General features: G+C 61.9%; 10 protein-coding genes. 7 read left to right on the forward strand and 3 right to left on the reverse strand.

The annotated features are described in order from the left end of the window. Window positions 1–680 (reverse strand): TIGR00730 family Rossman fold protein (locus tag VFE81_RS18900; protein WP_325046052.1); only part of this gene is annotated, 680 nt, incomplete at its 3' end. A gap of 1 nt (window position 681) precedes the next feature. On the opposite strand from VFE81_RS18900, the gene polA reads away from it, so the two are divergent. The 3 genes from polA (at window position 682) to VFE81_RS18915 (ending at window position 5,913) form a co-directional block, all read left to right on the forward strand. Next, a complete protein-coding gene (polA, locus tag VFE81_RS18905) occupies window positions 682–3,423 on the forward strand; it encodes a DNA polymerase I (RefSeq protein ID WP_325046053.1) in 2,742 nt (913 codons plus the stop codon). A gap of 177 nt (window positions 3,424–3,600) precedes the next feature. Beyond that, window positions 3,601–4,950, forward strand: coding sequence for an NAD(P)/FAD-dependent oxidoreductase (locus tag VFE81_RS18910; RefSeq protein ID WP_325046054.1), 1,350 nt, complete (start codon window positions 3,601–3,603; stop codon window positions 4,948–4,950). 90 nt (window positions 4,951–5,040) lie between these two features. Further along, window positions 5,041–5,913: a dienelactone hydrolase family protein gene (locus tag VFE81_RS18915; RefSeq protein ID WP_325046055.1), complete on the forward strand. Its 873-nt coding sequence runs from the start codon at window positions 5,041–5,043 to the stop codon at window positions 5,911–5,913. A gap of 148 nt (window positions 5,914–6,061) precedes the next feature. Here VFE81_RS18915 and VFE81_RS18920 read toward each other — a convergent pair whose 3' ends face one another. After that, window positions 6,062–6,931: a sulfurtransferase gene (locus VFE81_RS18920; RefSeq protein ID WP_325046056.1), complete on the reverse strand. Its 870-nt coding sequence runs from the start codon at window positions 6,929–6,931 to the stop codon at window positions 6,062–6,064. A gap of 180 nt (window positions 6,932–7,111) precedes the next feature. Beyond that, a complete protein-coding gene (locus VFE81_RS18925; RefSeq protein ID WP_325046057.1) occupies window positions 7,112–8,218 on the reverse strand; it encodes an aromatic ring-hydroxylating dioxygenase subunit alpha in 1,107 nt (368 codons plus the stop codon). A 286-nt stretch (window positions 8,219–8,504) separates the two neighbouring features. On the opposite strand from VFE81_RS18925, the gene VFE81_RS18930 reads away from it, so the two are divergent. The 4 genes from VFE81_RS18930 (at window position 8,505) to folE2 (ending at window position 12,810) form a co-directional block, all read left to right on the forward strand. Then, the gene (locus VFE81_RS18930) at window positions 8,505–8,813 is read left to right on the forward strand and encodes an exodeoxyribonuclease VII small subunit (RefSeq protein WP_325046058.1); all 309 of its coding nucleotides are present in this window, start codon (window positions 8,505–8,507) and stop codon (window positions 8,811–8,813) included. Then, on the forward strand, window positions 8,810–9,691 hold the full coding sequence (locus VFE81_RS18935) for a farnesyl diphosphate synthase (protein ID WP_325046059.1): 882 nt from the start codon (window positions 8,810–8,812) through the stop codon (window positions 9,689–9,691). The genes VFE81_RS18930 and VFE81_RS18935 overlap by 4 nt, the downstream gene beginning before the upstream one ends. 85 nt (window positions 9,692–9,776) lie before the next feature. Next, complete coding sequence (dxs, locus tag VFE81_RS18940) at window positions 9,777–11,684, forward strand: 1-deoxy-D-xylulose-5-phosphate synthase (protein ID WP_325046060.1); 1,908 nt, start codon at window positions 9,777–9,779, stop codon at window positions 11,682–11,684. Window positions 11,685–12,003: 319 nt separating this feature from the next. Further along, window positions 12,004–12,810: a GTP cyclohydrolase FolE2 gene (gene folE2, locus VFE81_RS18945; RefSeq protein ID WP_325046061.1), complete on the forward strand. Its 807-nt coding sequence runs from the start codon at window positions 12,004–12,006 to the stop codon at window positions 12,808–12,810. The last annotated feature ends 21 nt before the right edge of the window (window positions 12,811–12,831 follow it).

The raw sequence follows: 12,831 nt of genomic DNA on the forward strand, positions 1-12,831 counted from the left end.
TCGTAAAACTTCAGTACCGCTTCGAGCACCTGATCCGGATCGTCGATCACCTGCATCAAGTCCATATCAGCCGGATTGATCAGGCCCATTGGCGTAAGCGAGTTTTTGAACCACGCAAGCAGCCCTTCCCAGAACTCGCCGCCCACCAGAATGATCGGCACGTGGCGCGACTTCTTGGTTTGAATCAGCGTGAGGACTTCGGCGAGTTCGTCCAGTGTGCCGAAGCCGCCCGGCATCACGATCACCGCGTCCGAGTTCTTCACGAACGTGACCTTGCGCGTGAAGAAGTGGCGAAAGCGCAGCGAGATGTCCTGCCACTGGTTACCCGATTGCTCGTGCGGCAGTTCGATGTTCAGGCCGACCGAAGGGGCCTTGCCCGCATGAGCGCCCTTGTTGGCCGCTTCCATGATGCCGGGGCCGCCGCCGGAGATCACTGCGAAGCCGGCGTCCGACAGCTTGCGCGCGATTTGCGTGGCGAGTTTGTAGTAGGGCGAGTTCGGTTTCAGGCGCGCTGAACCATAGATGCTGACAGCCGGGCGAATCTCCGAGAGGTACTCGGTCGCCTCGATAAACTCTGCCATAATCGTGAACATCTGCCACGATGCGCGGGCCTTCTTAGCCGTTGCGCGCTCTTGATCTGCGAGTGATCGCAGACTCGGAATCACTTTTCTCTTAGTCATAATGCCTGAAGAACGAAGCCTTGAAGGTAAGACCCTGCTATTGGTAGACGGTTCGAGTTATCTGTACCGGGCCTACCATGCGATGCCGGATCTGCGCGGACCCGAGGGTGCGCCGACGGGTGCGCTCTACGGAATGGTCAACATGCTGCGGCGCATGCGCAAGGAAGTCACAGCAGAGTATAGCGCGTGCGTGTTCGACGCCAAGGGCAAAACGTTTCGCGACGACTGGTATGCCGACTATAAGGCGAACCGCCCGTCGATGCCGGACGATCTCTCGCGTCAGATCGAGCCGATTCACTTCGCCGTGCGCGCGCTCGGCTGGCCGCTGCTGATGATCGAAGGCGTCGAAGCCGACGACGTGATCGGCACGCTCAGCACCGCAGCGGAAAAGCGCGGCATGAACGTGATCGTGTCGACTGGGGACAAGGATCTGGCGCAGCTCGTGTCGGATCATGTCACCCTCATCAATACGATGACCAACGAAACGCTCGACCGCGCCGGTGTGATCGCCAAATTCGGTGTGCCGCCGGAGCGCATCATCGACTACCTGTCGTTGATCGGCGATACCGTCGACAACGTGCCGGGCGTCGAGAAATGCGGCCCGAAAACGGCGGTCAAATGGCTCGCGCAGTACGAGACGCTGGATGGCATCGTCGCACATGCGGACGAAATCAAAGGTGCGGTAGGAGACAATCTGCGCCGTGCGCTCGATTTTCTGCCGATGGCGAGGAAACTCGTCACTGTCGAGCGCAATTGCGATCTGACCGGCCATATCGTGTCGATCGAAGAAAGTCTGGAGAGCCGGCCGGAATCGCGCGAAGAACTGCGCGACGTGTTCACGCGTAACGGCTTCAAGACGTGGCTGCGCGAAGTGGAAATCGCTGACGCGGTGGAAGGTCCCGAGACCGACGTGCCGCCGGCGCTCACCGTGGATGTCGAACGTCATTACGACACGGTGCAGACGTGGGAACAGTTCGATGCGTGGCTCGAGAAAATCAATGCAGCCGAGTTGACCGCGTTCGATTCCGAAACCACCTCGCTCGATCCGATGACCGCGCAAATCGTGGGGTTGTCGTTCTCGGTTGAACCGGGCCATGCCGCGTATGTGCCGGTTGCGCATCGCGGCCCGGATGCGCCCGTGCAACTGCCGCGCGACGAAGTCCTCGCGAAACTCAAGCCGTGGCTGGAAAGCGCCGACCACAAGAAGGTCGGCCAGCACATGAAGTACGACGAGCAGGTGCTGGCGAACTACGGCATCGAAATGCGCGGCGTCGAGCACGACACACTGCTGGAATCGTACGTGCTCGAGTCGCATCGTACGCACGATATGGACAGCCTCGCGCTGCGCCATCTCGGCATCAAGACGATCAAGTACGAAGAGGTGGCGGGCAAGGGCGCGTCGCAAATCGGCTTCGACGAAGTCGCACTGGAAACGGCCGCCGAATACGCGGCGGAAGACGCCGACATCACCTTGCGTTTGCACCAGGCGTTGTATCCGCAAGTGGCCGCGGAGAAGACCCTCGACTACGTGTATCGCGACATCGAAGTGCCGACCTCGCGCGTCTTGCGCAAGATGGAGCGCACCGGCGTGCTGATTGACGCGGAAAAACTGCGCGCACAAAGCAGCGAGATCGCCACGCGTCTGATTCAACTGGAAAGCGAAGCGTACGTGCTGGCTGGCGGTGAATTCAATCTGGGTTCGCCGAAGCAGATCGGTCAGATCTTCTTTGAGAAGCTTGAATTGCCGGTGGTCAAGAAGACGCCGAGCGGCGCGCCGTCCACCGACGAAGAAGTGCTGCAAAAGCTCGCCGAAGACTATCCGTTGCCGAAGATCCTGCTCGAACATCGCGGCTTGTCGAAGCTGAAATCGACCTACACCGACAAGTTGCCGCGCATGGTCAACGCCCAAACGGGCCGCGTGCATACGAACTATGCGCAGGCAGTGGCGGTGACAGGGCGGCTGGCGTCGAACGATCCGAACTTGCAGAACATCCCCGTGCGCACGGGCGAAGGCCGCCGCATTCGCGAGGCGTTTATCGCGCCGCCGGGCCACAAGCTCGTCTCCGCCGACTATTCGCAGATCGAATTGCGCATCATGGCGCACATTTCCGGCGACGAATCCCTCTTGCGTGCGTTCTCGCAGGGCGAAGACATTCACCGCGCCACTGCGGCGGAAATTTTCAGCGTGACGCCGCTCGAAGTGTCGAACGATCAGCGGCGTGTGGCGAAGGTCATCAACTTCGGCCTGATCTACGGCATGAGCGCGTTTGGCCTTGCCGCGAACCTCGGCATTACACGCGATGCAGCCAAGCTGTACATCGACCGCTACTTCGCACGATATCCGGGCGTCGCGCGTTATATGGACGAAACGCGTTTGAGCGCGAAGGCCAAGGGTTACGTGGAAACGGCGTTCGGCCGCCGCCTGTGGCTGCCGGAGATCAACGGCGGTAATGGTCCGCGCCGTCAGGCAGCGGAGCGCGCGGCCATTAACGCACCGATGCAAGGCACGGCCGCCGACCTGATCAAGCTGTCGATGATCGCGGTGCAGAAGTGGATCGAAGAGTCGAAGATCGGCACGCGCATGATCATGCAGGTGCACGACGAATTGATCCTCGAAGTGCCGGACGCAGAATTGTCCGACGTACGCAAGCGCTTGCCGGAACTGATGTGCGGTGTCGCCGCGCTGAAAGTGCCGCTGGTCGCCGAAGTGGGCGCCGGCCTGAACTGGGAAGAGGCGCATTGACGTCCATGTGACGGGGCGCTTGATAGGCGATAACGTCGTGCGCATGTCACATATGCGTATTGATGGCTTGTGACAACCCGTGCCGCTCGCGGACAATCGCCAGGACAGACGGCGCGCGCTTCATGTTTCATACGCGCTGTCGCGACGCACCACCCATCGGCAAATACGGAGAGTTCAATGCATCGATTTATCGTCGTTGGCGGGGGCGCGGGGGGACTGGAGCTGGCTACACGCCTGGGCGACCGCTATGCACCCCACAAGAACAAGGGCGGTGTGCGCGCGCAAGTGACGCTCGTCGACCGTAATCCAACCCATATCTGGAAGCCGCTGCTGCATGAAGTGGCAGCCGGCAGTATGGACCCGTTCACCCAGGAACTCGAATATGCGGCGCAAGCGCGCTGGCACGGTTTTGAGTTTCAGCAGGGCGAGTTGACCGGTCTGGACCGTGCGAACAGGCGTCTCACGCTCGGTACGGTGCTCGACGACGATGGCGCCGAATTGCTGCCCGCGCGCGAACTCGAATACGACACGCTGATCATCGCGATCGGCAGCACCACGGCGTTCTTCGGTGTGAAGGGTGCGTCTGAGTTTTCTCTCGCGCTCGATACGGTCAGCCAGGCGGAGCGTTTCCGCAAGCGCCTGATCGCGGCCTGTATGCGCGCGGAGCATCAGGTGCATGAACCTGTCGAATCGGGATCGGGCACGTCGCCTTCCTCTGAGCCGCGCATCCAGGTGGCGATCGTCGGTGGCGGCGCGACGGGTGTCGAGCTCTCGGCTGAACTGCGCAATACGGCCCAGGTGTTGTCCGCGTACGGCTTGCATAAGCTCGATCCGCGGCACGACGTCGGTATCGTGCTGATCGAGGCGGGGCCGCGCATTTTGCCGGCCTTGCAGGAGCGCGTGTCGACGGCCACCGCCGAATTGCTCACCAAGCTCGGCGTGAAGCTGATGACCGGCGAGACCGTCGCAGAGGTCGCGCCCGGCATGATCCGCACGGCCAGCGGTAAAACCGTGCGCGCCGATCTGACGGTGTGGGCGGCGGGCATCAAGGCGCCCGCCATCCTGAGTCAGCTCGACGGGCTGCCGGTCAACCGGCTGGGACAACTCATCGTGCGGCGCACACTGCAAACCGAAATCGACGACAACGTCTTCGCGCTCGGCGATTGCGCGGCTTGCCCATGGCCGGGCAACGAGCGCAACGTGCCGCCGCGCGCGCAGGCGGCTCACCAGCAGGCGAGCTTCCTGATGAAGGCGCTTGCGGCCCGGCTCGACAACAAGCCGCTGCCTGAATTTACCTACCGCGACTTCGGCTCGCTGGTGTCGCTCGGGCACTTCAGCGCAGTCGGCAATCTGATGGGCGGGGTGATCGGCGGCAATATGCTGATCGAAGGGCTGTTCGCGCGCTTCATGTACATGTCGCTGTACCGGCTGCATATCGCGGCGCTGCACGGCTACGCGCGGATGGTGCTCGACACCTTCGCGCACTGGTTGCGGCGCACCACCCTGCCGCGGGTCAAGCTGCACTGAAGGCTCACCGCGCGTGAGAAGGTTGCATGTGCAACAGGACGCGGGTCAAGCGTATCCTGTTGCATCCAACCTTCACCCGAGGAGCGCCGCATGCTGAAACCTGAGATCGACAGCCTGGTCCCGCATGTTCCCTTCAATCGGCGTACTTTCATCAAGGCCGCGCTCGGCACCGGCTTCGCCGCCGCCGTTCTGCCGGTGTCGGCGCAAACTATCCATACCGATAGCGAGGGTCTCGAAGCCGGCGAGATTGGCGTGCGTTCGGGTGACACGCTCGTGCCGGCGTATCGCGCGCAGCCGAAGGGTAAGACGCACCTGCCGGTGATCATCATCGTGCACGAGATTTTCGGTGTGCACGAACATATTGCCGACGTGTGCCGCCGCTTCGCCAAGCAGGGTTATCTCGCGATCGCGCCGAATCTGTACGAACGGCAGGGCGATCCGACTGTGTACACCAGCATGCAGCAGCTCAATGAACAACTGGTCAGCAAGGTGCCGGACGACCAGGTCATGGGCGATCTCGATGCTACCGTCGCATGGGCCGGCGAACATGGCGGCGATCTGAACCGGTTGGGTGTGAACGGTTTCTGCTGGGGCGGGCGGATTGCGTGGTTGTATGCCGAGCACAATCCTCGGCTGAAGGCGGGCGTGGCCTGGTATGGACGCGTAACGGGCCAGAAAACCGCGATGACCCCGGCCAATCCCCTCGATGAAGTGGTACAGCTGCATGCGCCGGTGCTGGGTCTATACGGCCGCCAGGACCAAAGCATTCCGCAAGACACGCTCGAACAGATGAAGCAGGCCATCGCGCAGGGTCCGGAGGTGGGGCGCGGCTCGCAATTCGTCGTATATGACGATGCAGGGCATGCGTTTTTCGCGGATTATCGGCCGAGCTATAAGAAGGCCGATGCTGAAGATGGCTGGCGCCGGGCATTAGTGTGGTTCAAGCAGCATGGAGTCGCATGAGGGCACTTGTTCGCGTGGCAGGGCGCGTTCGCCACCGTCGCTAACGCATCGTAAGGGTGTGTCGATGCGCTCGGCTTAACTAGTAGTGAAAAAGACGCTGGGAAGCGGCCACGGCCATTTTTGTTAATCGGCCCGCTTGATGGGCTGATTAAGGATTCGGACCCGTTGCAACCGGCCGCTTCGGGTCTGAACTCCATTCGCTCCACGATCCCGCATACAGCGCCGCGCCATGCATGCCGGCGATCTCCATTGCGAGCGCGTTCACACATGCCGTCACGCCCGAGCCGCATTGAAGCACGACGTGTTCCGGCGACGTGTCGCCCAGCAACGCATGGAATTCCTCACGCAGCGTGTGTGCCGATTTGTAGCGGCCGTCGGCGGTGAGGTTGTCCTTGAAGAACCGGTTGAGCGCGCCAGGAATATGGCCGCCGACGCGATCCAGCGTTTCGTTCTCGCCACGATAGCGATCATTCGCGCGTGCATCGACCACGACGCGTTCTTTCGTGCCGAGATTGCGCTCGACGGTCTGCGCATCGACGGTGACAGAGAGCGGCGCGCCCGCTTTGAAGTCGCCGGTGTTCTGCGCCGGAGCGTCTTGCGTCAACGGGTGACCGGCGGCCTGCCACGCTTGCAGTCCACCGTCGAGCAGCGCAACTGCGTCGTGGCCGAGCCAGCGCAGCAGCCACCATGCGCGCGCGGCGTACATACCACCCTGCGCGTCATAAGCGACCACCTGCTGACCCTGCTTGAGTCCGCGGGATTCCAGCGTCTCCACCAGCCGCGCACGATCCGGCAGCGGGTGCCGGCCATTGTTGCCGTTCTTCGGCCCCGACAGATCGCGATCGAGGTTCAAATAGTGCGCGCCCGGCAAATGCCCGGCCAGATAGGATTTTTCGCCTGCCCCGGTGTCGGCCAGATCGAAACGGCAATCGACGACGAACACGCTGCCCGGCGCGGTGGCCAGCCGTTCCGCGAGGTTTGTCGCGGAGATGAGTGTGGTGTAGTGAGTGTGCGGCATGACGTCTCCTCAAGCGGGCGATTGCGGCATTTGTCCGGCGGCTTGGCGCCGTTAGCAAATGACCGAACGATACTGATAGTCTAAACAAAAAAAGACGGGCCGAAGCCCGTCTTTCCATGCTTTGACGCCGGCTTGCGCAAGGATCGGCTCAAATACCGGTCAATACGGGTTGCCCGCCGATCAGATTGCGCCGAGTTCGCGCCGCAAGAATTCGTGGAAGTGCTGCATGCCGTCTTCCATCGGGCTCTGATACGGACCGACCTGCGATTCGCCACGTTCCATCAGCGCGCGGCGGCCTGCGTCCATGCGCTCGGCGATCTCGTCGTCTTCGCGGGCCGTTTCCATATAAGCGGCGCGCTCGGCTTCGACGAATTCGCGTTCGAACAGCGCGATTTCCTCAGGGTAATAGAACTCCACCACGTTGGTGGTTTTCTGCGGGCCGCGCGGAATCAACCACGACACGACCAGCACGTGCGGATACCACTCGATCATGATGCCGGGGTAGTACACCATCCAGATCGCGCCGAATTCGGGCGGATTGCCGCCGCGGAAGCGCAGAACCTCGTCGTGCCACTTACGGTACGTCGGGCTGCCCGGCTGCTCCAGATCCTTGTGAACGCCGACCGTTTGCACGCTGTACCACTCACCGAACTCCCACGTCAGATCGTCGCAATTGACGAAGCTGCCGAGGCCCGGATGGAACGGCGCGACGTGGTAGTCCTCCAGATAGACCTCGATAAAGGTCTTCCAGTTGTAATTGCACTCGTGCACTTCGACGTGATCGAACATGAAGCCCGAGAAATCGAAGTGTTGCTTGGTGCCGAGCCGTGCCAGATCACGCGCGACATCGTGCCCCTGCGCTTCGAACAACAGGCCTTGCCAGTTCTGAAGCGGCGTGGCGCCGAGATTCAGGCAGGGGTTATCCGCAAAATGAGGTGCGCCGAGGAGCTGGCCGTTCAGATCGTACGTCCAGCGATGCAGGGGGCAGACGATGTTCTCCGTCTGGCCGCGGCCGTTGAGCATAATGGCTTGCCGGTGGCGGCACACGTTCGACAGCAATTCGACTTGCGACTGCTGGTTACGGACGAGCACACGCCCTTCGCTCTCGCTGGGCAAAGCAAAATAATTCCCCACTTCGGGCACCATGAGATCGTGGCCGATGTAGCGAGGACCTTTTTTGAAAAGGGTGTCGATTTCGCGCGTTAGAAGCGCTTCGTCAAAGTAAGCCGTGACTGGCAGCTGGCTGTGGACAGACCGCAACTGCAATGCATTGCTCAGATTGGACATTCCCACTCCCGTGAAGACGTGAAAGCAGTGAACAACCCAACCATCGAAGATTCGATTTAGGGAGCCCGCGATTATACCCGTTTCCCCTTTCTTGGGGCGCTTAAGTACCTGATTTGGGTCAAAAATGTCAAGGAAGTTCACGGTTTTCGCCGCAGACCAATCGATTTTTTTCTGCGAGACTGAGGGGCAGGTACGGAGGGCAAAGGCGGGGCGCGGGCTGCCGATGAGATCGGAAATGTCGCTTTTGCCGTAGAATGTCCGACTTGTTTTAATTTTGCGACTATTCATGGCGAAGACCGCGTCGAAAGATACTGCTGCCACGCCTGCTGAAGGCGTCGACACCACGCCGTTGCCCGAGAACTACGAGGCCGCTCAGGCCGAGCTGGAAGGATTGGTTGCGCGTATGGAAAGCGGCAATCTCAGCCTCGAGGAATCGCTCGGCGCCTACCGGCGCGGTGCGGCTCTCGTAACGTTTTGCCAGCAGCAACTCGAGAAGGTCGAGCAGCAGGTACGCGTGCTCGATGGCGAGACGCTCAAGCCGCTGCCTATGAATAGCGCAGGCACAGCCGCTACTGAAAGCGGGGACGACCTATGACATTCGAACAATGGACACGCTTGGTGCTCGAGCGCGTCGAATCGGCACTAGAACATTACCTGCCTGCGGAAGCAACCGAGCCGGCCAAACTGCATGAAGCCATGCGCTATGCGGTGCTGGGCGGCGGCAAGCGGGTGCGCCCGCTGCTGTGCCATGCGGCTGGCGAGTTGACCGGCGCGCGCGCCGAATGCCTCGATGCGGCAGCGGCGGCGTTGGAAATGATCCACGTGTACTCGCTCGTGCACGATGACATGCCCTGCATGGACGACGACGCGCTACGCCGCGGCAAACCCACGGTACATGTCAAATATGACGAAGCCACGGCGCTGCTGGTCGGCGACGCGCTGCAAGCGCAGGCGTTCGTCGCGTTGACGTCGGACGTGCTGGCGCCCGCGCAGCAGGCATCGCTCGTGCGTGAACTGGCATTGGCGAGCGGCTCGATCGGTATGTGCGGCGGGCAGGCCATTGACCTGGCGAGCGTCGGCCACACGCTGACGCGCGCACAACTGGAAACCATGCACCGGATGAAAACCGGCGCCTTGCTGCGTGCTGCTGTACGCATGGGCGCGCTGGCGGGCGAAACGCCGAATGCGGACGCCATGCGTTCGCTCGACGCGTATGCGGCCGCCGTCGGCCTCGCGTTTCAGGTTGTCGACGACATTCTTGACGTCACGACCGATTCCGCGACGCTTGGCAAGACGGCAGGTAAAGACGCGAAGGACGGCAAGCCGACCTACGTGTCGATTATTGGGCTAGATGCGTCGCGGGCGCTCGCAGCGCAACTGCGCAGCGACGCCCACGCTGCGATTGCGCCGTTTGGCGCGCGCGCGCAGCGTCTGGCCGAATTGGCCGACCTGGTGGTGAACCGGGTTAGCTGAACGCGAAAGCCCGCCGCCGTGCACCTTTGCTACGAGGTGCATGTATGAAGTGCGGGCGCGTAAGTTTTCCTACAATGGAACGACGATGTACGACTTGCTGAAAACCATCGACGACCCGGCGGCCCTGCGCCGCCTCGATCGCCGCCAATTGCAACCGCTTGCAGACGAGTTGCGTGCCTTCGTGCTCGACAGCGTATCGCAGACGGGCGGCCATCTTTCGTCCAATCTCGGCACGGTCGAGTTGACCATTGCTCTGCACTATGTGTTCGACACGCCACGTGACCGGATCGTGTGGGACGTCGGCCATCAAACCTATCCGCACAAGATCCTGACGGGCCGCCGCGACAAGATGCACACGCTGCGTCAACTGGGCGGCATCTCGGGCTTTCCGAAGCGCGACGAGTCGGAATACGACACCTTCGGCACCGCGCACTCCAGCACCTCGATCTCGGCCGCGCTCGGCATGGCCGTCGCGAGCAAGCTGCAGGGTGAGAACCGCATGGGCATCGCCGTGATCGGCGACGGCGCGATGACGGCAGGCATGGCTTTCGAGGCGATGAACAACGCCGGCGTCGAAGACGACGTGCCGCTGCTGGTCATCCTCAACGACAACGACATGTCGATTTCGCCGCCGGTCGGCGCGCTGAATCGCCATCTGGCGCGCCTGATGTCGGGCCGTTTCTACGCCGCCGCGCGTGCGGGCGTCGAACGTGTACTGCGCGTCGCGCCGCCTATGCTCGATCTGGCGCGCAAGCTCGAAGAACACGCGAAGGGCATGATCGTGCCGGCCACGCTGTTCGAAGAGTTCGGTTTCAACTATATCGGCCCGATCGACGGTCACGACCTCGATTCGCTAATCCCGACGCTGCAGAACATCAAGGAACTGCGCGGTCCGCAATTCCTGCACGTCGTCACGAAGAAGGGTCAGGGCTACAAGCTGGCTGAAGCCGATCCGGTGCTGTACCACGGCCCGGGCAAGTTCAATCCTGCCGAAGGCATCAAGCCCGCCACCACGCCGTCGAAGAAAACCTACACGCAGGTGTTCGGCGAATGGCTGTGCGACGCGGCCGAGCTGGACGCGCGCGTGATCGGTATCACGCCGGCCATGCGTGAAGGCTCGGGCATGGTCGAGTTCGAGAAGCGTTTCCCGGATCGTTATTTCGACGTCGGCATCGCCGAGCAGCACGCGGTGACGTTCGCCGGCGGTCTGGCTGCGGACGGCATGAAGCCGGTGGTCGCAATCTACTCGACCTTCCTGCAACGTGCTTATGACCAGCTGATCCACGACGTCGCGCTGCAAAACCTGCCGGTGGTGTTCGCGATCGACCGTGCGGGTCTGGTCGGTGCGGACGGCGCAACGCATGCAGGCGCTTACGATCTGGCGTTCCTGCGCTGCATCCCGAACATGACGGTGATGGCTGCATCGGACGAAAACGAATGCCGCCAGATGTTGTACACCGCATTGCAGCAGCCGAACCCGACGGCGGTGCGCTATCCGCGCGGCGCCGGCACGGGCGTGGCAACCGTCAAGCAAATGACGGCACTGCCGATCGGCAAGGGCGAGATCCGTCGCGAAACGTCGCAACCGGCTGGCAAGCGGATTGCGATTCTGGCCTTCGGCACGATGGTCGCGCCGTCGCTGGCGGCTGCCGAGCAACTGGATGCCACGGTGGCGAACATGCGCTTTGTGAAGCCGTTGGACGCCGAGCTGGTCCGCCAGTTGGCCGAAACGCACGACGCCATCGTCACGGTCGAAGAAGGCAGTGTGATGGGCGGCGCGGGTTCGGCTTGCGTCGAAGCCCTGCTTGAGAGTGGGGTTATGCGGCCCGTACTACAATTGGGCCTCCCGGATCGCTTCATCGATCATGGGGATCCGGCCAAGCTGCTCGCTGTCTGCGGTCTTGATGGTGCGGGCATCGCCAAGTCGATTCGCGAACGCTTTCTTTCCAGCGGCGCGGTTGCCGGTCAAACCTCGGTGAAGCGGGTCGCTTAACTGCGTCACCTGGCTGCGTCGATTGGCTGAGTCGTTCAGCTGCACTGCCGTGCGCTACGTCGTCGCTATGGCGGTCATAGCAATCTCCAACTTGAGTGGATGGACCTTCGGGTCCATCATCCAACGCCGGCAGGGGCCGGCGCTCGCCGTTGCGCGACCTGATTCGCACGGCCGCTGAGAGCCCCCAAACCTGTCGCTTTGCGACACCCGCCGATGGGGTAAGCCCCCAGTCCCGCAAGGGGACTTCCTTCGGGGCGGCGGGCTTCCTGCGGAGCGGAAAACTTGCGGCGGCCCGGTGTTTTCCTGAAAGGACAAGAATATGAACCAGATGAATCCCGCCTTTGTGATGCCCGACGTGCAGAGCACGCCCGATACGCGTCAGATTCCGATTCAACGGGTCGGCGTCAAGGCAGTGCGTCATCCGTTGACGGTGCGCACGCAAGGCGGCGAAGTGCAGCCGACGGTTGGCACGTGGAATCTCGATGTGCATCTGCCCGCCGATCAGAAGGGCACGCACATGTCGCGCTTCGTCGCGTTGCTTGAAGAGAACAAGGCGCCGCTCGAGGCGGCCACGTTCCGCACCATGCTTGCCGCGATGCTTGAGAAGCTCGAGGCCGAGGCGGGTCGCATCGAAGTGTCGTTCCCTTACTTCGTGAATAAGACCGCGCCGGTGTCGGGCGTGCAAAGCCTGCTCGACTACGAAGTGACGTTGACGGGCGAGACCCGCAATGGCGCGACGCGTCTGTTCCTCAAGGTGCTGGTGCCGGTCACGAGCCTGTGCCCGTGTTCGAAGAAGATTTCGCAGTACGGCGCGCACAATCAGCGCTCGCACGTCACGATCAACGCCGAACTGGCGGGCGATGTCGCGGTGGAAGAGCTGGTGCGTATCGCGGAAGAAGAAGCCTCATGCGAACTGTGGGGCTTGCTCAAGCGTCCGGACGAGAAGTTCGTCACCGAACGTGCTTACGAGAATCCGAAGTTCGTGGAAGACCTGGTACGCGATGTCGCGCAACGTCTGAACGCGGACGAGCGCGTTGTCGCCTATGTGCTCGAAGCTGAGAATTTCGAATCGATTCACAATCACAGCGCGTATGCAGTGATCGAGCGGGATAAGCGGGCGGCGTGATCATGCTTTAGCTTCCTGCTT

Origin of the sequence: Paraburkholderia sp. (genome assembly GCF_035656215.1) — a bacterium.
In the GTDB taxonomy this organism is placed as follows: Bacteria; Pseudomonadota; Gammaproteobacteria; order Burkholderiales; family Burkholderiaceae; genus Paraburkholderia.

Excerpts from the sequence above, each read along its gene's own strand:
- polA (WP_325046053.1), top strand. The coding sequence starts at position 682 with ATGCCTGAAGAACGAAGCCTTGAAGGTAAGACCCTGCTATTGGTAGAC.
- VFE81_RS18910 (WP_325046054.1), top strand. The coding sequence starts at position 3,601 with ATGCATCGATTTATCGTCGTTGGCGGGGGCGCGGGGGGACTGGAGCTG.
- VFE81_RS18915 (WP_325046055.1), top strand. The coding sequence starts at position 5,041 with ATGCTGAAACCTGAGATCGACAGCCTGGTCCCGCATGTTCCCTTCAAT.
- VFE81_RS18920 (WP_325046056.1), bottom strand. The coding sequence starts at position 6,931 with ATGCCGCACACTCACTACACCACACTCATCTCCGCGACAAACCTCGCG.
- VFE81_RS18925 (WP_325046057.1), bottom strand. The coding sequence starts at position 8,218 with ATGTCCAATCTGAGCAATGCATTGCAGTTGCGGTCTGTCCACAGCCAG.
- VFE81_RS18930 (WP_325046058.1), top strand. The coding sequence starts at position 8,505 with ATGGCGAAGACCGCGTCGAAAGATACTGCTGCCACGCCTGCTGAAGGC.
- VFE81_RS18935 (WP_325046059.1), top strand. The coding sequence starts at position 8,810 with ATGACATTCGAACAATGGACACGCTTGGTGCTCGAGCGCGTCGAATCG.
- dxs (WP_325046060.1), top strand. The coding sequence starts at position 9,777 with ATGTACGACTTGCTGAAAACCATCGACGACCCGGCGGCCCTGCGCCGC.
- folE2 (WP_325046061.1), top strand. The coding sequence starts at position 12,004 with ATGAACCAGATGAATCCCGCCTTTGTGATGCCCGACGTGCAGAGCACG.